Raw genomic sequence first — 22,724 nt, 5'->3', positions numbered from 1 at the left:
ATAATAGAGGGGCTTTTGAATGTCCAACCCGAACCATGACAGGGGTGAACACTACCTGACAACGCCTAAGGCAGAACCGTTTCTGGAGCGCCTGATTTTCAATAATCGGGCCGTAATCCTTATTGGCTTCCTGCTGTTGACGGTGTTTTTGGGCTATAACGCTGTAAAAATACAGCCGGATGCGAGTTTTGAGCGAATGATCCCGCTTGAGCACCCGTATATCATCAATATGCTGGATCACCGGAACGACCTGGAAAACCTTGGCAACTTTGTACGTATTGCTGTGGAAACCAAAACCGGTGATATCTTTTCTGCGGAGTACATGGAAACTCTGAAGCAGATCACCGATGAGGTTTTTTATCTTAACGGTGTGGACCGCTCGGGCCTGAAAACCCTGTGGACGTCAAACGTTCGATGGGTAGAGGTCACGGAGCAGGGCTTCCAGGGCGGCAACGTTATTCCCGATGACTACGATGGCTCGCCGGCAAGTCTGGAAAATCTTCGCCAGAACATACTTCGTTCTAATGAAGTGGGGCGGCTGGTATCAGATAATTTCCGATCCACGATCGTGTACGCACCTCTGTATGAAAAGAATCCTGAAACCGGGGAGCCTCTGGATTACGCAACGTTTTCCCGGGATCTGGAAGAGAAAATACGGACCAAGTACGAAGCGCAAAACCCGAACATAAAAATTCATATTGTCGGTTTTGCTAAAAAAGTTGGCGACCTGATTGAGGGTATTGGGTCGATAGCCTGGTTTGCTGGCATTACCATTCTACTGACAACCCTGCTGTTGTTCTGGTACTCCCGCTGCATCACCGGCACGTTGGTGCCTGTGTTCACCTCGATTGTTGCGGTGTTCCTGCAGTTAGGAGCCTTGAGGCTTTTGGGATACGGGCTCGACCCTTATTCGGTACTCGTGCCGTTCCTTGTATTTGCCATTGGTATCAGTCACGGCGTACAAATCGTAAATGCCATGGCGGTTGAAGCGGCGAAAGGCTTTGATGCTGTAACTGCTGCTCGCCTGGCATTCCGGGCGCTTTATATTCCGGGCATGTTGGCGCTGGTTTCCGATGCGTTTGGCTTCCTCACACTGTTCTTCATCGAAATTGATGTTATTCGGGATCTGGCCATTGCGGCCGGCTTGGGTGTGGCTTTTGTTATCATCACCAACCTGGTGCTCCACGTACTGATCATGTCTTACCTTGGTATTTCCAAGGGTGGCGTGCGCCACGTGCAGAATCACGGCGAAAAGCAGGATCGCAAGTGGCGCCTGATGTCCTACTTTGCGCACCCCGGTGTCGCTCCAATTTCACTGCTTATTGCTGTGGTTGGTCTGGGTCTTGGCCTCTACTACAAGCAGGACCTTAAAGTTGGGGATCTGGATCAGGGCGCTCCTGAGCTTCGTGCCGACTCGCGCTACAACCTGGATAATGCCTATATCATCGACAACTACTCTACGAGTGCCGATGTATTGGTTGTGATGGTGAAAACTCCAGAAGAGCAGTGCACCCAGTACAATGTGTTACGTGCTATGGATTCACTGCAGTGGGAGCTTCAAAACACTCCTGGCGTTCAATCCTCTGCTTCGCTTGCTGACGTGTCCAAAATCGTTACCAAGGCTTTGAACGAGGGTAACTGGAAGTGGTATGAAATTTCCCGCAACCAGACCATCATCAACGCATCCATCCGTGAGGCGCCGTCCGGCCTTATCAACACCACGTGTAGCCTGACGCCTGTGCTGGTTTTTCTTGAAGACCACAAGGCAGAGACCCTGGAGACAGTGGTTGAGCGGGTGGAAGAATTTGCCAACAATAACAGTAACGATGAACACACGTTCCTGCTTGGCGCCGGTAACGCTGGTGTTGAAGCGGCTACCAACGAGGTTATCGCCAACGCAAAGGATATGATGCTAATCCTGGTTTACAGTGTGGTGAGCTTGCTGTGCTTTGCGACCTTCCGTTCTGTGAGAGCTGTGCTGTGTATTGTTGTCCCGTTAGGGCTGACATCGATTCTTTGTGAAGCGATCATGGCCGTGTCGGGTATTGGTATCAAGGTGGCAACCCTTCCGGTTATAGCACTTGGTGTAGGTATCGGTGTGGATTACGGTATCTATATTTACAGCAAGCTTGAGAAGTATCTGCTGGATGGCAAACCACTTCAGGAAGCTTACTTCGAAACTCTGCGTTCAACCGGTAAGGCCGTTATGTTTACCGGTGTTACACTTGGGCTTGGCGTAGTGACCTGGATCTTCTCGCCAATCAAGTTCCAGGCAGATATGGGCTTCTTGCTGTTCTTCATGTTCCTCTGGAATATGATTGGCGCAATCTGGCTGCTTCCTGCGCTTGCGCGATTCTTGCTACGGCCAGATCAAATGGTCGCCAAGGCTCGTGCTGCCAAATAGGAATGTCTACAACAAAAAAGCCCGCTTATGCGGGCTTTTTTGTTGTCCACTCAACTGGTTAGCGTGCTACCTCAAGCTTTATTTATGACGTAAAGTGGTCTATGTTCTATGGTGAGCGTGACACTTGCCCCCGTGCTCAGGCGGGCAGTTGATTACAACGATGATAATAAGGAATGATTCATATGACACTGAAACTTAAAGCCTCTGCATTTGCTATTGCTGCGGCTGTTACCTTGGGTGCTGCTTCTACCGCTGTTTCTGCGCAGGAGCAACGCTTTGTTACTATCGGAACCGGTGGTGTTACCGGTGTTTATTATCCGGCGGGTGGTGCTATTTGCCGCTTGGTCAATATGGATCGCAAAGAACACGGCATCCGCTGTTCCGTTGAGAGCACCGGCGGTTCTGTATACAACCTGAACGCAATCCGCCAAGGTGAGCTGGATCTTGCAGTTGCCCAGTCTGATTGGCAGTACCACGCATTTAACGGCACCAGCCAGTTCAAAGACGACGGCCCTAACAAGAAGCTTCGTGCTGTGTTCTCACTGCACCCTGAACCGTTCACCGTGGTGGCCAGCAAAGGCTCAGGCATCAAGAACTTTGAAGACCTTGCCGGTAAGCGGGTTTCTGTGGGTAACCCGGGCTCAGGCCAGCGTGCCACAGCCGAAGTGCTGATGAATGAAATGGGCTGGACCATGGACAAGTTCTCTCTGGCGGCCGAGTTGAAGGCGGCTGAGCAGTCCCAGGCCTTGTGTGATGGCAACATTGATGCATTCTTCTACACCGTTGGTCACCCATCTGGTGCTATCAAGGAAGCAACCACGTCTTGCGACAGCGTTCTGGTAAATGTTTACAACAACTCAGCCAAAAAGCTGATCGATGACAACCCGTATTACCGGAAAGCTGTTATTCCAGGCGGGATGTACCGCGGTTCTGATAATGACGTAACCACATTTGGTGTCGCCGCTACCTTCGTATCCTCAACGGATGTGCCCGACGACGTGGTGTATGAAGTGGTTAAAGCAGTATTCGAGAACTTTGACAGCTTCAAGCGTTTGCACCCTGCATTCGCGAATCTGAACAAGAGTGAAATGGTGGCTGATGCCTTGAGTGCGCCTTTGCACCCGGGTGCGGCCAAGTACTACAAAGAAGCTGGCCTGATCGATTAATTCGATCCCGGACGCTTGAATTGGCTGCGGGCAATCTCTGCCCGCAGCTTTAATCTTTCTATCGTTTCCCTCTGACAGGATTCTGCTATGACCAATAGCGACCCGAGAGCCGGGGATGGTATCGATAAGCAGAAGGTAGAGGAGTTTCTTCAAACCGAATCCGGTGGAAGGGCTGCAACCGGATCTGCTGCGATCATCCTTTTTGGTGTTCCTTTGCTCTGGTCTCTTTTCCAGCTTTGGATAGCATCACCACTACCCTATATTTTCGAATTTGGCGTACTCAACTCTACGGAGTCGCGTTCGATTCACTTGGCATTCGCATCATTCCTGGCGTTTGCGGCTTTCCCAATGATCCGGGGGAAGCAGACGAATAAAGTGCCGATTTACGATTGGTTGCTGGCCCTCGCAGCTGCAGGGACAGCCTCATATCTTTACGTTTTCTATGATCAACTGGCAAGTCGCCCAGGATCCCCTAATACACAGGATCTTGTGGTTGCTCTGGCGGGCCTGGTTCTGTTGCTGGAGGCCACACGCCGCGCACTGGGCTTGCCGCTGACGATTGTTGCCGGGGTCTTCATCATATACTCCCTCGCTGGCCCCCACATGCCAGATGTGATCTCCCACAAAGGGGCGAGCCTAAATAAGTTGGCTTCGCATCAGTGGTTGGGCACCGAAGGTGTTTTCGGTGTTGCTTTGGGCGTTTCAACCAGCTTTGTATTCCTGTTTGTGCTGTTCGGTGCACTGCTTGAGCGTGCCGGCGCCGGGAATTATTTCATCAAAGTTGCTTACGCCATGCTCGGCCACATGCGTGGAGGGCCCGCCAAAGCGGCGGTTGTTGCCAGTGGTCTCAGTGGCATTATTTCCGGTTCCTCGATTGCCAACGTGGTCACCACGGGTACCTTCACCATCCCGCTTATGAAGAAGGTCGGTTTTCCAGCCACCAAAGCGGGTGCGGTAGAAGTTGCAGCCTCGACCAACGGCCAGCTAACGCCCCCTATCATGGGCGCTGCAGCATTTTTGATGGTTGAATATGTGGGTATTTCTTACCTTGAGGTGATCAAGCACGCCATTCTTCCAGCAATGATTTCCTACGTGGCGCTGATTTATATCGTGCACCTTGAAGCCTGCAAAATGAACATGATCGGTGTGGAGCGCTTGAACAAGCCGACACTCGCTCAGCGCATGCTTGTGTGGGTGATGATTCTGCTAGGGCTGAGCGTGCTTACACTGGCTGTGTATTACGGCGTTGGTTGGATGAAAGACGTGTTCGGCAGCGCAGCTATGTGGGTGCTTACGCCCCTGCTGATAGCGATTTACATCGCACTTGTGGGCTATGGGTCGAGGTTCCCGGACCTGGAGGATGATGATCCGAACGCACTTATGGATCAATTGCCCCCGGTGGGGCCAACGGTGAAAACCGGTCTGTATTTTCTTTTGCCTGTTGTGGTGCTGGTTTGGTGCCTCACGGTTGAGCGGTTCTCGCCGCAGCTGTCAGCATTCTGGGCCACGGTGTTCATGGTGTTTATCATTATCACCCAGCGGCCTTTGAAAGCTTTCTTCAAAAACAGCGGTGATTATTTTGGTGGCCTGAAGCAGGGCGGAGTAGACCTGACTCAGTCACTGGTCACTGGCGCCCGCAACATGGTGGGCATTGGTGTGGCCACTGCCACTGCGGGTATCGTGGTGGGCACTGTGACATTGACCGGTATCGGCCTGGTTATGACGCAGTTCGTAGAGTTTATCTCCGGCGGTAACCTGCTTCTGATGCTGAGCTTCACCGCTGTCATCAGTTTGATTCTCGGTATGGGGCTGCCTACTACGGCTAACTATATTGTGGTGTCTACCTTGATGGCGCCGGTCATCGTTACTCTGGGCGCTGAAAACGGCTTGTTGGTACCACTGATTGCCGTGCACCTGTTCGTGTTCTATTTCGGCATACTGGCTGATGACACGCCTCCGGTGGGATTGGCGGCTTACGCTGCTGCAGCGATTTCCGGGGCGGATCCGATAAGAACGGGTATACAAGGCTTCACCTACGATATACGGACAGCGATTCTGCCGTTCATGTTCATCTTCAACACTCAGTTGTTGCTGATCGGGCTAACTGGCTGGTTCGACTTGTTGGTGACTGTATTTAGTGCCGTGACTGCAATGCTGGTGTTCTCTGCAGCTACCCAGGGCTTCTGGTTTACCAAAACCCGTTGGTGGGAAACCATTGGCCTTCTGCTGATTACCTTCACTCTGTTCCGTCCTGGTTTCTGGTGGGATGAGATATACCCGCCCACTAACGACCGTCCCGGTTCGGAGTTAATGCAGCACATTGATGAAGTGGCTCCAGGTCAGCCCATTATTCTGCAGGCCACCGGTATGTCGCTGTCAGGTGACGATGTCTCCAAATACCTGAAGTTGCCACTGCCTGCAGCCGAAACGCCAGAGAAACGGCTGGCGGCGGCCGGGCTGGAGGTATCTGAAGCCGGTGACGTGATGAACGTCGAGTTCGTCAATTTTGGCAGCGATGCTGAAAAGGCGGGACTCAACTTTGGCTGGACGATAGATATAGTACAGGTGAAAAACCCACGTCCACCTAAAGAGTTGATGTTCATTCCAGCGTTGCTTTTGCTCGCGCTTTTGGCCTTTGTGCAGTTACGACGAAGGGCGGGTGAGGGCGAGCGGCCAGCATTCGTTCCCTCCCCATAGGCAGGCCAGCAAGTATCGTAAAGGCGCAGTAAGGCCCTAAGTAAACCCCGGCATTAACCCGTCGGGGTTTTTTCTGTTAAACTACGCCCCGAAACGGCTCGCGGTTTGTATCGCGGAACGCCGTAACCATGTGATCTCTGGTATAGATCACCGCTGAGTAATTAACAGGAGCTTTTCATGCCCGTCATAACCCTGCCGGATGGCAGTCACCGTAGTTTCGCAGAACCCGTTACCGTACACGATGTCGCCGCTGACATTGGAGCTGGCCTCGCAAAAGCCGCACTTGCCGGCAAAGTAGATGGCCAGCTTGTGGATACCAGCTATCGGATCGAGCAGGATGCCGAGCTTGCCATTATCACTGAGCGCGATGAAGACGGTGTTGATGTTATCCGCCACTCTACCGCTCACTTGCTTGCGATGGCGGTTAAAGAGCTGTTTCCTTCAGCTCAGGTGACTATCGGTCCGGTTATAGACAACGGCTTCTACTACGACTTCAAATTCGACCGGCCTTTTACCAATGAGGATCTGGCCCGAATTGAAAAGCGCATGGAAGAGCTCGCCAAACAGGATATACCCGTATCCCGCTCTGTGCTTTCCCGCAGTGAAGCGGTAAAGCTGTTTGATGAGATGGGCGAGGAATATAAAGTTCGGATTATTGAAGATATTCCGGGTGATGAAGATCTGTCCTTCTATCGCCAGGGCGACTTCATCGATCTTTGCCGGGGCCCTCACGTGCCCAGCACCGGCAAGCTTAAAGCATTCAAGCTGACCAAAGTTTCTGGCGCATTCTGGCGTGGCGATACCAACAACGAGCAGCTGCAGCGGGTTTATGGCACTGCCTGGGGTAACAAAAAAGACCTCAAAGCCTACCTGCATCGCCTGGAGGAAGCAGAAAAGCGCGACCATCGGAAACTTGGTAAAAAACTCGACCTTTTCCATATGCAGGAAGAGTCTCCAGGTATGGTGTTCTGGCACCCGGACGGCTGGACCGTTTATCAGGAAATTGAGCAGTACATGCGCTCAATCCTTCATCGCCATGGCTATAAAGAGATCAGAACGCCCCAGGTTGTCTCCCGCAGCTTGTGGGAGAAGTCCGGGCATTGGGACAAGTTCCGTGATGATATGTTTACCACGGAATCTGAAAAACACGATTTCGCCATCAAGCCGATGAACTGCCCCTGCCATATTCAGGTGTTCAATCAGGGTTTGAAGAGCTACAAAGACCTTCCTCTGCGGCTCGCTGAGTTCGGCTCTTGCCATCGTAATGAAGCTTCTGGTGCGCTGCACGGCTTGATGCGGGTGCGTGGGTTTACTCAGGACGATGCCCACATTTTCTGTGAAGAAGATGCGATTCAACCGGAAGTGTCAAAGTTTATCGAGCTTCTCCATGAGGTGTATGAAGACTTCGGCTTTGAGGAGATTCTGTACAAACTTTCTACCCGCCCGGAAAAGCGTGTGGGGTCAGATGAAGTTTGGGATAAAGCTGAGGCCGCACTGGAAGAAGCCCTGAATCGCGAAGGAGTGGATTGGGAGCTGCTGCCGGGCGAAGGTGCGTTCTATGGCCCGAAAATCGAGTTTTCTCTCAAGGACTGTATCGGACGGGTGTGGCAGTGTGGCACTATTCAGGTAGATTTCTCTATGCCTGGCCGCCTTGGTGCCCAGTATGTTGCAGATAACTCCGAGCGCAAAACGCCAGTTATGTTGCATAGAGCAGTACTTGGCTCTTTTGAGCGGTTTATTGGTATCCTGATTGAAGAGTATGAGGGCGCGTTCCCTACATGGCTTGCTCCAACTCAGGTCGCAATTCTCAATATTACCGATAATCAGCGTGATTATTGTCAGGATCTGGCGAAAAAGTTGGATTCTTTGGGCTTTAGGGTTAATGCTGACTTGAGAAACGAGAAGATCGGCTTTAAAATCCGCGAGCATACAATTAACAAAGTTCCCTTTCTTGCCGTTGTCGGCGATAAAGAAGTCGAAAACAACGCCGTTGCGGTGAGAACCCGCAAAGGTGAAGATTTGGGAACCCTATCGCTTGAAGCGTTCGAACAACTTCTGAAAGAAGATGTTGAGCGCAAGGGCAGAATCAAGACGGAGATTTAACTATTAAACAGCGAACGAATCGGGGTGGGCGTACTCCAAAGGCGCCGATCAATGAGAATATTGATGCAACTGAAGTCCGCCTGATAGATGCCGAGGGCACGCAGGTAGGTGTAGTTCCGATCGCAGAGGCCCTCAAGATGGCAGAGGAGGCGACCCTGGATCTGGTACAGGTTACAGATTCCGATCCGATCGTCTGTAAAATAATGGACTATGGCAAAAAGGTCTTCGACGAGAAAAAGGCGAAGGCTGCTGCCAAGAAGAAGCAGAAACAGACGCAAGTCAAAGAGCTTAAGTTCCGACCAGGAACTGAAGAAGGGGATTATCAGGTAAAACTACGCAACCTGGTACGTTTCCTTGAAGGCGGGGACCGCGGCAAGATCACTATCCGGTTCCGTGGCCGTGAGATGGCACACCAGGAAATTGGTATGAAACTCATGGAGCGCATCGAGGCAGATATCGAAGCGTTGGCGCAGGTAGAAATGCGCCCGAAAATGGAAGGCCGTCAGATGACCATGATTGTGGCTCCCCGCAAAAAGAAGTGAATCTGATTCAGTGATGAATCCCCTGCCTGTCGGTAGGGGTTTTGTCGTTCAGGTTCATATTGATGTATTAAAAAAACAGAATGCGGAGTTTTAAAAAATGCCTAAGATGAAAACGAAGAGTGGAGCGGCCAAGCGGTTCAAGAAAACTGCTACCGGCTTCAAGCACAAGTCAGCCTTCACCAGTCACATCCTGACCAAGAAGAGCCCTAAGCGTAAGCGTCAGCTGCGTGGTACTTCATTGGTTGCCAAATCTGATGTGGCATCCGTAAAGCGTATGCTCCGTAAGTAACGCAGCAAACACTCTCAACGGTTTTAAGGTAGAAGGATTAAGGTATGGCTCGTGTTAAACGTGGCGTGGTTGCACGTCGTCGTCACAAGAAGATTTTAAAGCAGGCCAAGGGTTACTACGGCGCTCGTAGCCGTGTATTCCGCGTTGCCAAGCAAGCGGTTATCAAAGCCGGTCAGTATGCGTATCGCGACCGTCGTAACCGTAAGCGTGCTTTCCGCGCACTGTGGATTGCTCGTATCAACGCTGGCGCCCGGGCTAACGGCCTGTCTTACAGCCGTTTGATCGCTGGCCTGAAAAAGGCAAATGTTGAGATCGATCGTAAGGTTCTGGCCGATCTGGCCATGAACGAGCAGCAGGCGTTTGCCGCTGTTGTTGAGACGGCAAAAGCATCTCTCTGATCGCTTAGCTCTTTCATCGATTACGAATCGAGCCGGTGCCAAGCGCAGATTTATTCGCGTATCAGGCGCCGTTTAATAGGGGAAGGGCACGCTCTTCCCCTATTTTTGTTTAAAGATTTCTTTTTTGAAATCCTCATTTCTGGTTTGGAGCAGGGTCAATGGAAAACCTGGAGCAACTGGTTCAGGACGGTTTAACGGCGGTCGAAAAAGCCGACAGCTTGCAGGCGCTTGATCAAATTCGTGTTGAATATCTTGGCAAAAAAGGCGCTATTACCCAGCAGGCCAAAACCTTGGGTAAGCTTTCCGCCGAAGAGCGACCCGCCGCCGGCCAGAAGATAAATGAGGCGAAAGGACAGGTTGAACAGGCGATTAACGTCAAACGCAGCGACCTGGAGCGAGTTGCCATTGAGCAAAAACTTGCTGGCGAATCCATTGATGTAAGTTTGCCCGGACGAGGTCAGGACCTGGGTGGATTGCATCCGGTGACTCGCACACTGCAGCGTATCGAAGAATTCTTCTCCCGTGCCGGCTACACCGTAGAGCAAGGCCCGGAGATTGAGGACGATTACCACAACTTCGAAGCGCTCAATATTCCTGGCCACCACCCGGCCCGTGCTATGCACGATACTTTCTATTTCAATCCCGGTACCTTGTTGCGCACCCATACCTCTCCAGTGCAGATTCGCACCATGGAGGCTGGTAAGCCGCCGTTCCGTATGATTTGCCCGGGGCGTGTGTATCGTTGCGATTCGGATATGACCCACACCCCTATGTTTCATCAGGTTGAGGGGCTGCTGGTTGAGAAAAATGTCAGTTTTGCTGATCTGAAGAGCACAGTAGAGGAATTTCTACGGGTGTTTTTTGAGCGTGATCTTCAGGTTCGTTTCCGGCCATCTTATTTCCCGTTTACCGAACCTTCTGCTGAGGTGGATATTGAGTGGGGGCGCGAAGCCGATGGCAGTATCAAATGGCTTGAGGTTATGGGGTGCGGCATGGTTCACCCGAACGTGTTTGGGCACTGCGGTATTGATGCCGAGGAATATCGCGGCTTTGCATTCGGCATGGGCGTTGAGCGCCTGGCGATGCTCCGCTATGGCGTGAACGACCTGCGTATGTTCTTCGAGAACGATTTGCGCTTTTTACGCCAATTCCGTTAATAACACGTTTTACGGCATCCGAATCAAACGTCGAAACCGCATCAGAACAAGGCATTTACCATGAAATTCAGTGAGCAGTGGCTGCGCGAATGGGTCAACCCGGAAATCAACTCCCAGGAGTTGATGGATCAGATAACCATGGCAGGGTTGGAAGTCGATGGCTTCGAACCTGTGGCTGGCAAATTTGAGGGCGTCGTCGTTGGAGAGGTTCAATCTGTTGAGCCTCATCCGGACGCAGACAAACTGCGTGTATGCCAGGTAAGCGATGGCGCCCAGGTTGTTCAGGTTGTGTGTGGGGCCCCTAATGTACGTCAGGGTCTGAAGGTACCTTTTGCAGTGGTTGGTGCAGTGTTGCCCGGTGATTTTAAAATCCGCAAGGCCAAGCTTCGCGGCCAGCCGTCTGAAGGCATGCTGTGCTCTGAGTCTGAGCTGGGTTTGTCTGAAAGCCATGAGGGCTTGATGGAGTTACCCTTTGATGCACCCGTCGGAGCATCCTTGAGTGATTATCTCAAGCTGAATGATGTGGCCATCGATGTGGATTTGACTCCCAACCGTAGCGATTGCCTTTCAATTAAAGGTATTGCCCGTGAGGTTGGCGTTCTGAACAGCCTTGTTCCAGAGGCTCCGCAGATTGAGCCAGTAGAAGCTGTGCACTCAGAAGTTCCCGATATCCGCGTGGATGCACCGGAAGGTTGCCCCCGCTACCTGGGGCGTATTCTCCGAAATGTGAACCTCCAAGCCGAAACGCCCTTGTGGATGCAGGAAAAGCTCCGCCGTTCCGGCGTGCGTTCGATTGATGCAGCTGTGGATGTGACCAACTTCGTGATGCTGGAGCAGGGCCAGCCAATGCATGCGTTTGATCGCGATGAAATCAGTAAGGGCATTATTGTTCGTATGGCGCGCCCCGCTGAAAAGCTGGTTCTGTTGGATGGGCAGGAAGTCGAGCTTACTGAGCAGACGTTGGTGATTGCCGACCATGAAAAGCCAATAGCCATCGCAGGCGTTATGGGTGGCGAGCACTCGGGTGTAAGTGCAAAGACCCGTGATTTGGTACTCGAGGCAGCCTATTTCGACCCGATAACACTTGCTGGCAAGGCTCGTCACTTTGGCTTGCATACAGACGCCTCTCATAGGTTTGAGCGTGGGGTAGATTACGAGCTTGCCCGTGACGCTATGGAGCGAGCTACCCAGCTGCTGATGGATATCGTAGGCGGTGAGCCTGGAGAAATCGTTGAAGTGTCCAGCGCCAAGCATTTGCCAAAGGCGCGCTCAATTGACTTGCGATCCAAACGCTTGGCGGATGTGCTCGGTCTGGAAATTGACCGCACAACGGTTGAGGAAATTCTTATCCGGCTAGGATTTCGTGTTGATAAACTCCTGAAGGATGGCTGGCGGATTATGGTGCCCAGCTTCCGGCCGGATATATCCATTGAGGAAGACCTGATTGAAGAAGTTGGCCGCATCTATGGTTACAACAATCTTCCGGTCACCGAACCTACGGGCTCTCTCGGGTTGCGTGTAAATGACGAAGCAACCCGGCCAGTGTCTGCCATACAGAATTACTTTGTTTCTCATGGCTACCAGGAAGCGATTACCTACAGTTTTGTAGATCCGAAAGTACAAGCACAGGTGGATCCCGAGCATGAAGGTATTGCTTTGGCGAATCCTATTTCTTCGGATTTGTCCGTTATGCGAACCACCCTCTGGAGTGGTTTGCTGAAAACGGTTGCTCACAATCAGAATCGACAGCAGCCACGGATACGTTTGTTCGAGACAGGTTTGCGCTTTTTGCACGATGGCCAGAGAATTGATCAACAGCCCATGTTGGCAGGTGTTGTAGTTGGCCCCCAATATCCTGAAAACTGGGTAAACGGTCGCAGAACTGCAGATTTTTTTGATGTAAAAGGTGAGTTGGAAGGTCTTTTCAGTTTGCTGGGTATTCAAATCGGGTTTGTTGGCAGCCGGCACCCGGCTTTACACCCAGGTCAGACTGCCGAGCTAATCCGGGATGGGGAGCATGTAGGCTGGCTGGGCACACTGCATCCACAAGTTCAGAAAAATCTTGAACTTAATGGCACCATTCTAATGTTTGAGCTATCCTTGAATTCGGTCATTACGGGATATGTGCCTAATTTCAAAGAAATTTCGAAATTCCCGGAAGTTCGACGGGATTTGGCGATCATTATTGGTAATGATGTCTCGTTTGCTGACGTAGAGCGTGTAGCCCGCAAACATGCCGGCGAGCGATTAACAGCGTTGCGTGCGTTTGATGTTTATGAAGGTGAAAGTCTGGGCGAGGGTAATCGTAGTCTGGCTCTCAGTTTGTTCTGGCAGCATCCTGAACGCACGTTGAATGAAGATGAAGTGCATTCGCTCTTTAATGGTGTTATCAACGCACTGAAGGAAGAGCTGGGGGCAACACTGAGGAGTTGAGACATGGCGGCTTTGACGAAAGCGGAAATGGCAGAGCGCTTGTACGAAGAATTGGGTCTGAACAAACGCGAAGCCAAGGAAATGGTGGAAGCTTTCTTCGATGAGATCAGAGGCGCACTCAGCCATAACGAACAGGTAAAACTGTCGGGTTTCGGTAACTTTGATCTGCGAGACAAAAAGCAGCGGCCCGGCCGAAACCCCAAGACCGGTGAAGAGATTCCGATAAGCGCACGGCGTGTTGTTACTTTCCGCCCGGGACAGAAACTGAAACAGAAAGTAGAAGCGTATGTTGGAACCCAGTCATAACAACGAACTCCCTACGATTCCCGGGAAGCGTTACTTTACGATAGGTGAAGTCGCAGAGCTGTGTGCGGTTAAGGCACACGTACTGCGTTATTGGGAGCAAGAGTTTCCGCAGCTGTCACCAGTCAAGCGTCGTGGTAACCGCCGTTATTATCAGCGTGCTGATGTGATAACCATCAGGCAGATACGCAGCTTGCTTTACGAGCAGGGCTATACCATCGGTGGTGCGAAGCAGAAGCTGAGTAGCCACGAAGTGAAAGACGACACAACTCAGTACAAGCAGCTTATTCGTCAAATGATTACCGAGCTTGAAGACGTCCTGGACGTGCTCAACGCCCCAGTAAAATAGACCGTGTAATTAAGTAGAAAAGCCGAAGCGATTTACCATCACTTCGGCTTTTCTGTATCTTGTATCCGGTCTTAGCCAGATTCGTTGCTTACTGCTTTTTGCAGGTTTTGATGCCGAGCAGTGAATAAGCAGGGCAGTTGCCCAGCAGAGCGGTCGCCAGTGGCACAATACCAATCCAGCCCCAAGGTGTTTGTGGCCCAACAAACACCAACGCCAGAAGCACAATGCCGACAATGGCGCGAATAATTCTGTCCGCAGAACCCATATTAATGCTCATAATCCATTCTCCTGTGTTGGTATGAGGCTACAGTTGTCACTTTAGCCCTCACCGTGAGTCCGTTCAGTGATAAAGTCACACTGACCCCTTCATTATTCAATGCCCATGGAAGAGTTCATGCTACAGCACAGTATTCTGGAGACGTTGCCCCGGGAGCTTCAAAAAGAAGCCCTTGAGAGTATTCAGGTTATGCGATTCCCGCCAGGTAAGATCCTGTTCCGGGCCGGAGAGCATTGCCAGGGCTTGCCCCTGATGCTCAGCGGTGCAATCAAAGTGCAGATGACGGGCGTGTCTGGTAACAGTATTGTGCTTTATCGCATGGGAGCCGATGACATTTGCACCTTGTCTATCGGTTGCCTGATGACAGGGTATGGCTATCGGGCAGAAGCTATCGTGGACGAAGAGGCTGAGGCAGCAATGGTTCCCCGGGGGCTATTTGACCGGCTGATGGACCAGTCTGCCGCCTTCCGTCTTGGAATAATGGAGTCATACGGACGCCGGCTGGATGACCTGATGCTCCTGGTAGAGGAAGTGGCATTTCGCCGAATGGATGAGCGCCTTGAAGAATGGCTTCAGGCTCGCAAAAGCCCAATACACATCACCCATCAGGAGCTGGCTGTTGAGCTCGGCACCGCCCGAGAGGTTGTTAGCCGGCTTTTGAAGGAGCTTGAGCGCAAGGGGCGGGTGAGCTTGGCGCGAGGGAGGATTGATGTCTCAGGTTAAGATTACAAGCGCCCCGAAGGTTTAGTCCGGAGCGCCCAAAGTGCTCAGTTGATCAGGCGAATTCTGGGTGACAGCTTAGCCTCATCCCAGTTAACTGTTGCCGGCTGAGTGTCTTTGCCGGTAAACAGGTGCCCAACCTCTGGTATGGCATAACGCAGATCGCCACGAGTTGGGCGTTGCTGGTTAAACTCCGCATGGCTGATGCCAACTTCCCAGATGTTATCTGAGCCTTCACTCGCCCAGCCCTCTGGGCGCAACTCAACGCGCACTTCGGATCCAATCAGGCTAACGGCTTCGATGCGCAGTGGAAGATTGGCGTGTGCGGCAGGCGCTGTGGCCAGGCGTACTTCATGGGGCCGCAGGTAGAGCTGAGCAGTGCCTTGGTGCTGGATGTCCGGAACTGTTACCCAGGCGCTGCCCTGGCTCAAGGTGCCATGCTTGATGTCACCAGACAGCACATTTACCTGCCCGAGGAAGTCGAACACGAAGCGGCTGTCTGGTCGGGCGTAAAGCTCAGTTGGCTCGTTCACCTGTTCCACATTGCCTTGGCTCATGACCACTACCTGATCCGATAGCTCCAGAGCTTCTTCCTGATCGTGAGTCACGAAAATGCTGGTGAAATGGAATTCATCGTGCAAATTGCGCAGCCAGCGCCGCAGGTCTTTACGCACCTTGGCATCCAGTGCACCAAAAGGCTCGTCCAAAAGCAGAATTTTGGGTTGTGTTGCAATGGAGCGGGCAAGGGCTACACGCTGTTTTTGACCGCCAGAGAGCTGAGCGGGGAAGCGATTGGCCAAATGCGGCAACTGAATCATTTCCAGCAGCTCGCCAACTCGCTTTTGAATCTCTGCTTTGGATGGACGCTGTTTCCGCGGCAGTGAATCCAGACCAAACGCTATGTTCTGTGCCACGGTCATGTGGCGGAAAAGGGCGTAGTGCTGGAACACAAAACCTATGTTTCGGTCACGTACGTGCAGCTTGGTTACATCTTTGCCCGAGAAACTGACTCGTCCGCTATCGGCAGACTCGAGGCCGGCAATAATGCGCAAGAGCGTTGTTTTGCCAGAGCCGGAAGGGCCAAGGAGTGCGGTCAGTTTGCCTTCAGGAATATTCAGAGAGACGTTGTTGAGCGCCTGGAACTTCCCGAAACGCTTGTTGATGCCATCAACAGTGATAGTCATTACGCTGTCTCCTCTGTTTGCAGACGATTCAGGGAGCGTGTCTGCCGCCATTCCACGAAACCTTTTACAGCCAGCGTAAATACAGCGATGCCGGCCAGTAGCGAGGCGCTCGCAAAAGCGCCAACAATATTGTAATCCTGGTACAACAGCTCGACGTGCAGGGGGAGCGTGTTGGTTTGTCCGCGGATATTGCCGGACACTACCGATACAGCGCCAAACTCGCCCACTGCCCGAGCGTTAGTCAGTACTACTCCGTAAATCAGCGCCCATTTGATGTTGGGCAGTGTGATTGTGCGGAATATTCTCCAGCCAGAAGCGCCCAGCACCACACCAGCCTCTTCTTCTTCGCTGCCTTGCTGCTGCATCAGCGGTATCAACTCGCGGGCAACAAATGGGCAGGTAACGAACACAGTAACCATCACAATGCCGGGCCAGGAGAACATCAGCTGCATGTCGTAACCAGCAAGCCAGCCGCCAACCCAGCCGTTACGACCGTAGAGCAGAAGGTATAACAAGCCCGCAACAACCGGAGATACCGCAAACGGAATATCAATCAGAGTGATCAGTAGTTTGCGGCCGGGAAAACGAAAGCGTGTGACAAGCCAGGCCAGTGCAGTGCCAAAAACCAGGTTAAGGGGCACGGTAAGCGCAGCCACAAACAGCGTCAGGCCGATAGCATGCAGCGTGTACTGGTCCGTCAGGTTGTCTGCCAGGGTTCCCCAGCCAGCGCCCAGAGCCTCAACAAAAATCACAAGTAATGGCACGATCAACAAAGCTAGCGCTATGGCGACTGCAATGCCGATCAACAGCCATTTCATTGCCGGGCTATCGCCAACACGCCGGTGCCGGGAAGATTGGGAGGCATTCATGGATTTAGCGCCCCTCTATGCGTTTAAGGTAGCGGGCCTGCCACAGGGTGATTGCAAAAAGCATCACTAGCGACACCATCAGTACCACGGAAGCTATGGCACTGGCGGCGGCATAGTCGTATTCCTGCAAGCGGACAAAAATCATCAGGCTGGTGACTTCGCTCACATAAGGCATGTTGCCCGCAATAAAGATAACGGCACCGAACTCTCCCAGGCTTCGGGTAAACGACAAGGCCACCCCAGTCAGCAGAGCCGGCCAAAGGGCAGGGAAGATTACCCGGCGGAACACCAGGCCATCGCTGGCGCCCAGGCTCACGGCCGCCTCTTCGTCTTCAGGCGCGAGTTCTTCAAGAACCGGCTGAACTGTGCGAACTACAAACGGCAGACTGGTAAACGCCATGGCCACAACTATTCCTACAGGCGTAAAGGCAACCTCAATTCCCAGCTTGCTCAGCCATTGCCCGTACCAGCCATTCTCTGCAAACAATGTAGCGAGAACGATGCCCGCTACAGCAGTGGGCAGGGCAAACGGTAAATCAACGACCGCATCAATCAGTCGTTTTCCCGGAAATTCGTAGCGCACCAGAACCCAGGCCAGAAGTAATCCGAAGATGCCGTTAAACAGTGAGGCCGCCAGTGCTGCAAGGGCGGTAACTTTGTAAGAGGCGACTACCCGAGGGTCAGTGATTACAAACCAGAACTGATCGAAGCTCATGGCAGAAACTTCCATCACCAGCCCAGTGAGTGGCAGCATCAGGATAAGGCTGATAAACAAAAGCGAAATACCGAGGCTCAAACCGAACCCCGGTAGTACCCGCTTGCTGCGGTTTCCGATCCGTGGCCAGCGCTGAGAGACTACAGCGCCGGCCTGGTTAGCCGTGGACATGAATTACCGCCGGCGTTGCAGTTGGTCGAGTTTGCCGCCACTGGCAAAGTGCTCTTTGGTGGCGTTTTCCCAGCTGCCGGCAATGGCATCGATGGGCAGCAGTTTTACTTCAGGAAAGCGATCTGAAGTTTCTTGCTTCACGGTCTCGTTATGAACCCGATAGTTGAATCCAGCCAGCAGGCGCTGGGCGTCTTCACTGTACAGGTGCTCAAGATAGGCTTTCGCAAGATCCTCGGTTTTGTTCTGCTTCACGTATTCATCGATCCAGGTAACCGGGAACTCTGCCAAAAAGCTTACTTTTGGCGTTACAACTTCATATTCACCATTGTCGTAGCGATCTGCCAAATTCAGTACTTCTGATTCAAATGTCAGAAGAACATCACCAATTTCACGCTCAATAAATGTAGTGGTTGCACCACGCCCGCCGCTGTCGAATACCTTTACGTGCGAAAGGAAATCCTGAAGGAAACTATCAATTTTTGTCTGGTCGTCGCCAAAGCGGTCCTGGGCGTAACCCAGGGCAGCCAGGTAAGTGTAACGGCCGTTGCCTGAGGTTTTCGGGTTGGGCATAACCAGGGCCACATCTTCTTTAATCAGGTCGTCCCAGTTTTGAATGTTTTTCGGGTTACCCTTGCGAACCAGAAACGCCATGGTGGAGTAGTAGGGCGAGCTGTTATTAGGCAGACGCTCGGCCCAGTTCTCCGGAATCAGGCCGCCACGAGTGTGCAGGATATCGATATCCGTAACCTGGTTGAAAGTCGCTACGTCTGCTTTCAAGCCCTGGATGATGGCCTGTGCCTGCTTTGAGGAGCCAGCGTGAGACTGGCTAACTTCAAGCGTTTCACCGGTTTGCTCTTCCCAGTACTGGTTGAAGTGCACGTTGTAAGCCGCAAACAGTTCCCGGGCAATGTCATAGGAGGTGTTAAGCAGCTCACGATCGGCGGACACAGCCGGTTGTGCAAAAAGTGAAGCGCCTAGCGCAAGACCGGTAACCAGGCCCTTGAGTTTACTTGGCATGACAATCCCCTAAACCAGATGATTTGATGGTGGGTAATTTACCAAAGTCATCTTAAGTCTTGAAAGAATATAAAATGATTTATTCAGATCGATATGGAATAAGCGAGGGTGTGTCAGATATAAAAAAAGGGCACATCCAAAGATGTACCCTTTTCGTGATATTTGGTCGGGACGGTAGGATTTGAACCTACGACCCCTTGCACCCCATGCAAGTGCGCTACCAAGCTGCGCTACGCCCCGATTCGCTAATTTATGCCGTTACAAAGCTTGGCTTTGATGGCGTGTGCCGCGGAGACTTAAAAGAGGAATCTCAGTGGCTTAGCGGGAGCGAAGTCTACACTAGCCCGGATTGAAAATAAACAGGCATTGTCGAATTCTGGTTCGAATTTTTAGCGTAGCTTGGTTTCTCTGAGTTTTTGGATGAATTCTGGTGGATCAAAGCTTTCTGCCTGTGAATCGGCCCAGTATTTATCGAAGACAGCCATGCCGGTTTTCCCTTCAAGCAGAGCGCCAGGGGCAAGGAAGGGGAATAGGTCGATGTACGAGTGCACTACTGTTTTCGATACCCGGCGAACTATGTGTTCGGGCCCGAGTTCACCAGGATGGCGCAGGCCAGAGGCTTCCAGCATGTTTTGCAGGGCATCCAGGGTGTTCTTGTGAAAGTTGTACACCCGCTGGCTTTTGTCTTCTACATCAAGCTTGCTACTCCTTCTGGGGTCCTGGGTTGCCACCCCGCTGGGGCAACGGCCGGTATGGCAGTTCAGGGCCTGAATGCAGCCAAGCGAAAACATGTAGCCCCTTGCAGAGTTGCACCAGTCGGCGCCGAGGGCCAGAGTACGGGCGATATTAAAGGCCGAGGTGATTTTGCCAGCTGCGCCTATGGATATGTCTTCTCGTAGATTGGTGCCCACCAGCGTGTTGTGTACGAGGAGCAGAGCCTCTGTCATGGGGGTGCCAATGCGATTGATGAACTCCAGTGGTGCTGCGCCAGTGCCACCTTCGCCGCCATCAATAACAATAAAGTCGGGTTTACGACCGGTTTCGAGCATGGCTTTTACAATGGCGAACCACTCCCATGGGTGGCCAATGGCCAGTTTGAAACCCACAGGTTTGCCGCCGGACAGATCCCGCAACTGATCCAGAAATTCCAGCAGTTCAATGGGGGTTGAAAATGCCGAGTGCTGTGATGGAGATACACAATCCTCTCCCACAGAAACTCCTCGGGCCTCTGCGATTTCCGGGGTTACCTTGGCGCCAGGAAGAATACCCCCATGGCCAGGTTTTGCACCTTGAGATAGTTTGACCTCTATCATTTTTACCTGGTCGAGCGTCGCATTCTTCGCGAACATTTCAGGGTTGAAGGTTCCGTCTTTGTGTCTGCAGCCGAAGTAGCCGGAGCCGATTTCCCATACCAGGTCGCCACCGGGTTGTTTGTGGTAGCGGGAAATAGAGCCTTCGCCGGTGTCGTGGTAAAAGTCGCCCATTTTTGCGCCCGTGTTCAGGCTTAGAATAGCGTTGGCAGAAAGGGCGCCGAAACTCATGGCGGAAATGTTGAAAACACTTGCGCTGTATGGCTTTGCACAGCGCGAGCCAATCAGCACGCGGAAATTACTGTCTGGTATTTTGGTTGGGCGGAGGGAGTGGTTGATCCACTCGAACCCATCTTCGTACATTTTCAGTTGTGAGCCGAATGGCCGCTTGTCCAGCACATTTTTTGCCCGCTGGTAGATGAGCGTGCGCTGGTCCCTTGAGAACGGCTGCTCATCGTTGTCGGACTGGATAAAGTACTGGCGAATCTCGGGCCCTATAGATTCAAACAGGTAACGAAAGTGCACCATGATGGGGTAGTTTCGGCTGATAGTGCGTTTCTTTTGCAGCAAGTCGTAGGTGCCAAGTATCGCCAAAGCGCCGAATATGCCGGGGAAAAGATAACCTGCTTCGAAGTATAGGCTCAGGGAAAGCGAAACAAGAAAGCCTGCAATACTTAAAGCGTAAGCTGAGTACCGCATCGGGAATGTGGTTGTTTTCTCCATGAATTTCTCACTTGGCTCAGTAAATACTGTGAAGAGGGTGCATCAATCGGTTGGTCTTCAGTATATCCATGCGGTCCGTAACTTATAGCCGATTGCATGAGTTTTTTGCTTTCAAGTTCGTTGTTTGGTCTATGCTGAAAGAGTACTAATAGCGCTTTTGATGTTTTGAGCTCAAAACATTAATATGGCGCGCCTGTAACATTTGAATCCAGATTATTACGAATTTTCGATACCAAATTCAAAAATCAGGAGGCGCCATCACGTGGGCGACGTAGTTAAAGACGAGTATCAAACAGATTACGTAGCCGGCCAGGATAATGTAAGACCATTCGGGCTGGATCTTCACGCACCGGTATTTCCGATCACGGCGGTATTGGTTGTGCTTTTTGTGGTGGGGACACTCATGTTTCCTACCGCTGCCAACGAACTGTTGGTTGGTACGAAGGACAGCATCATTGAAAACTTCGATTGGTTCTTTTTGCTAAGCGCCAACGTGTTTGTGATTGTATGCATTGCATTGATTTTTATGCCAGTGGGTAAGATTCGCTTGGGCGGCATGGATGCCAAGCCCGATTTCTCTACCATTTCGTGGTTCTCAATGTTGTTCGCAGCAGGCATGGGTATTGGCCTGATGTTCTGGGCAGTGGCAGAGCCAGTGGCTTATTACACTGACTGGTTTGGCACACCGTTTGGAGTGGAGGCGAACACGCCTGAAGCGCGTAAGCTTGCTATGGGCGGCACTATGTATCACTGGGGGCTTCACCCATGGGCGGTTTACTCCATTGTTGCACTGTCTCTGGCGTTCTTTGCGTATAACAAGAACATGCCGCTGACCATCCGCTCCGCGTTTTTCCCGTTATTGAAAGACAAGGTTTGGGGCTGGCCGGGCCATATCATCGATACACTGGCAGTTGTTGCCACAATTTTCGGCTTGGCAACCTCCCTGGGATTCGGTGCTCAGCAAGCGGCTTCTGGCCTTAACTACCTGTTCGGTATGGGTTCCGGCATCAACGTGCAAATGGCGATCATCGTTGGCGTAACAGCAGTTGCGCTTCTGTCGGTACTGCGAGGCCTGGATGGTGGCGTTAAAGTGTTGAGTAATATCAACATGGCACTTGCTGGCATTCTTTTGTTCTTTGTTATTTTTGCCGGCCCCACCATGAGTATTTTGCAAAACCTCTGGGCGACGACATCCAGCTATGTGGGGAACGTAGTGGCCTTCAGTAATCCGTTCGGCCGTGATGACGAAGCATGGATGCGCGGCTGGACTGTGTTTTATTGGGCTTGGTGGATTTCCTGGTCACCTTTTGTGGGCATGTTTATCGCCCGGGTTTCCAAGGGCCGTACAGTTCGTGAATTTGTAACGGCAGTTCTGATCATCCCTACCGTTATTACGGCAGTGTGGATGAGTTCCTTTGGTGGTGCGGCGCTTGAGCAGATTGATCAGGGCATTGGTGCGCTGGCAGAAGATGGCATCACAGAAGTATCCCTGGCGATGTTCCAGATGTTTGCAAACCTTCCGCTGACTGAGATCCTGTCGTTTGTTGGCATTGTGCTGGTGCTGGTGTTCTTTATCACTTCATCGGATTCAGGCTCACTGGTAATAGATAGCATCACCGCCGGCGGCAAAACCGATGCACCTACAGCACAGCGTATATTCTGGGTGATCATGGAGGGGGCCATTGCAGCGGCACTGATCTTTGGTGGGGGTGCGGATGCGTTAAGCGCTATCCAGGCGTCTGCAGTGAGTGCGGGCTTACCGTTCACCGTGATCCTTCTGATCATGACCTGGGGCTTGCTGAAAGGTCTGGCTCATGAGCGCAAGTTGCTGATTGCACGAGGTGAAATGTCATAGGAAGTGACACATAAAAAAACGGAGCCTTGGCTCCGTTTTTTT

19 protein-coding genes and 1 tRNA gene are annotated in these 22,724 nt (G+C 52.0%); 13 read left to right on the top strand and 7 right to left on the bottom strand.

The features are described from left to right. Nucleotides 1-19 precede the first annotated feature (19 nt). The 11 genes from RKA07_RS15985 to RKA07_RS15935 all read left to right on the top strand — a co-directional run bounded on the left by RKA07_RS15985 (nucleotide 20) and on the right by RKA07_RS15935 (nucleotide 13,841). Nucleotides 20-2,404 carry an efflux RND transporter permease subunit gene (locus RKA07_RS15985; protein WP_200203754.1) on the top strand — a complete coding sequence of 795 codons (2,385 nt, stop codon included), beginning with the start codon at nucleotides 20-22 and terminating at the stop codon, nucleotides 2,402-2,404. A 182-nt stretch (nucleotides 2,405-2,586) separates the two neighbouring features. Beyond that, nucleotides 2,587-3,570 (top strand): TAXI family TRAP transporter solute-binding subunit, encoded by a 984-nt coding sequence (locus tag RKA07_RS15980; protein WP_200370013.1) that lies wholly within the window; start codon nucleotides 2,587-2,589, stop codon nucleotides 3,568-3,570. An 87-nt stretch (nucleotides 3,571-3,657) separates the two neighbouring features. Then, a complete protein-coding gene (locus tag RKA07_RS15975) occupies nucleotides 3,658-6,267 on the top strand; it encodes a TRAP transporter permease (protein ID WP_200203758.1) in 2,610 nt (869 codons plus the stop codon). A gap of 177 nt (nucleotides 6,268-6,444) precedes the next feature. Next, complete coding sequence (thrS, locus tag RKA07_RS15970) at nucleotides 6,445-8,370, top strand: threonine--tRNA ligase (RefSeq protein ID WP_200203760.1); 1,926 nt, start codon at nucleotides 6,445-6,447, stop codon at nucleotides 8,368-8,370. A 2-nt stretch (nucleotides 8,371-8,372) separates the two neighbouring features. After that, nucleotides 8,373-8,912 carry a translation initiation factor IF-3 gene (gene infC, locus RKA07_RS15965; RefSeq protein WP_200204081.1) on the top strand — a complete coding sequence of 180 codons (540 nt, stop codon included), beginning with the start codon at nucleotides 8,373-8,375 and terminating at the stop codon, nucleotides 8,910-8,912. A gap of 97 nt (nucleotides 8,913-9,009) precedes the next feature. Next, nucleotides 9,010-9,201 carry a 50S ribosomal protein L35 gene (rpmI, locus tag RKA07_RS15960; protein ID WP_100639828.1) on the top strand — a complete coding sequence of 64 codons (192 nt, stop codon included), beginning with the start codon at nucleotides 9,010-9,012 and terminating at the stop codon, nucleotides 9,199-9,201. Between the two features lie 44 nt (nucleotides 9,202-9,245). After that, nucleotides 9,246-9,599 carry a 50S ribosomal protein L20 gene (rplT, locus tag RKA07_RS15955; RefSeq protein WP_200203762.1) on the top strand — a complete coding sequence of 118 codons (354 nt, stop codon included), beginning with the start codon at nucleotides 9,246-9,248 and terminating at the stop codon, nucleotides 9,597-9,599. 158 nt (nucleotides 9,600-9,757) lie between these two features. Further along, a complete protein-coding gene (gene pheS / locus RKA07_RS15950) occupies nucleotides 9,758-10,756 on the top strand; it encodes a phenylalanine--tRNA ligase subunit alpha (protein ID WP_200203764.1) in 999 nt (332 codons plus the stop codon). A 60-nt stretch (nucleotides 10,757-10,816) separates the two neighbouring features. Further along, nucleotides 10,817-13,189 carry a phenylalanine--tRNA ligase subunit beta gene (gene pheT, locus RKA07_RS15945; protein WP_310966795.1) on the top strand — a complete coding sequence of 791 codons (2,373 nt, stop codon included), beginning with the start codon at nucleotides 10,817-10,819 and terminating at the stop codon, nucleotides 13,187-13,189. Nucleotides 13,190-13,192: 3 nt separating this feature from the next. Then, nucleotides 13,193-13,495: an integration host factor subunit alpha gene (ihfA, locus tag RKA07_RS15940; protein WP_071264800.1), complete on the top strand. Its 303-nt coding sequence runs from the start codon at nucleotides 13,193-13,195 to the stop codon at nucleotides 13,493-13,495. Then, nucleotides 13,476-13,841 (top strand): MerR family transcriptional regulator, encoded by a 366-nt coding sequence (locus tag RKA07_RS15935; RefSeq protein WP_200203768.1) that lies wholly within the window; start codon nucleotides 13,476-13,478, stop codon nucleotides 13,839-13,841. The genes ihfA and RKA07_RS15935 overlap by 20 nt, the downstream gene beginning before the upstream one ends. An 88-nt stretch (nucleotides 13,842-13,929) precedes the next feature. On the opposite strand, the gene RKA07_RS15930 is transcribed toward RKA07_RS15935, so the two are convergent. Next, nucleotides 13,930-14,118 carry a YgaP family membrane protein gene (locus RKA07_RS15930; protein ID WP_200203770.1) on the bottom strand — a complete coding sequence of 63 codons (189 nt, stop codon included), beginning with the start codon at nucleotides 14,116-14,118 and terminating at the stop codon, nucleotides 13,930-13,932. Nucleotides 14,119-14,235: 117 nt separating this feature from the next. On the opposite strand from RKA07_RS15930, the gene RKA07_RS15925 reads away from it, so the two are divergent. After that, nucleotides 14,236-14,841, top strand: a complete 606-nt coding sequence (locus RKA07_RS15925) for a Crp/Fnr family transcriptional regulator (protein ID WP_200203772.1) — start codon at nucleotides 14,236-14,238, stop codon at nucleotides 14,839-14,841. Between the two features lie 44 nt (nucleotides 14,842-14,885). Here the strand turns inward: RKA07_RS15925 and RKA07_RS15920 are convergent, their stop codons facing one another. From RKA07_RS15920 to RKA07_RS15895, 6 genes are all read right to left on the bottom strand, one after another. After that, nucleotides 14,886-16,022, bottom strand: a complete 1,137-nt coding sequence (locus tag RKA07_RS15920) for a sulfate/molybdate ABC transporter ATP-binding protein (protein WP_200203775.1) — start codon at nucleotides 16,020-16,022, stop codon at nucleotides 14,886-14,888. Next, nucleotides 16,022-16,891 carry a sulfate ABC transporter permease subunit CysW gene (gene cysW, locus RKA07_RS15915; RefSeq protein WP_310966794.1) on the bottom strand — a complete coding sequence of 290 codons (870 nt, stop codon included), beginning with the start codon at nucleotides 16,889-16,891 and terminating at the stop codon, nucleotides 16,022-16,024. Before cysW ends, RKA07_RS15920 begins: the two co-directional genes overlap by 1 nt. A 4-nt stretch (nucleotides 16,892-16,895) precedes the next feature. Next, complete coding sequence (gene cysT / locus RKA07_RS15910; protein WP_413785031.1) at nucleotides 16,896-17,726, bottom strand: sulfate/thiosulfate ABC transporter permease CysT; 831 nt, start codon at nucleotides 17,724-17,726, stop codon at nucleotides 16,896-16,898. A 54-nt stretch (nucleotides 17,727-17,780) separates the two neighbouring features. Continuing rightward, complete coding sequence (gene cysP, locus RKA07_RS15905; protein ID WP_310966792.1) at nucleotides 17,781-18,794, bottom strand: thiosulfate ABC transporter substrate-binding protein CysP; 1,014 nt, start codon at nucleotides 18,792-18,794, stop codon at nucleotides 17,781-17,783. A 163-nt stretch (nucleotides 18,795-18,957) separates the two neighbouring features. Beyond that, nucleotides 18,958-19,034: transfer RNA gene (locus RKA07_RS15900), tRNA-Pro, on the bottom strand. Nucleotides 19,035-19,183: 149 nt separating this feature from the next. Further along, nucleotides 19,184-20,827 (bottom strand): FMN-binding glutamate synthase family protein, encoded by a 1,644-nt coding sequence (locus RKA07_RS15895; protein ID WP_200370006.1) that lies wholly within the window; start codon nucleotides 20,825-20,827, stop codon nucleotides 19,184-19,186. A 262-nt stretch (nucleotides 20,828-21,089) separates the two neighbouring features. Here RKA07_RS15895 and RKA07_RS15890 point away from each other — a divergent pair, with 262 nt between their 5' ends. Beyond that, nucleotides 21,090-22,682: a BCCT family transporter gene (locus RKA07_RS15890; RefSeq protein WP_200370005.1), complete on the top strand. Its 1,593-nt coding sequence runs from the start codon at nucleotides 21,090-21,092 to the stop codon at nucleotides 22,680-22,682. Nucleotides 22,683-22,724: the final 42 nt, after the last annotated feature.

Source organism: Marinobacter xiaoshiensis (assembly GCF_031631795.1).
Lineage (GTDB): Bacteria > Pseudomonadota > Gammaproteobacteria > Pseudomonadales > Oleiphilaceae > Marinobacter > Marinobacter xiaoshiensis.
The sequence above is the reverse complement of the archived record's forward strand: the minus strand, read 5'-3'. Positions and strand labels throughout refer to the sequence as shown.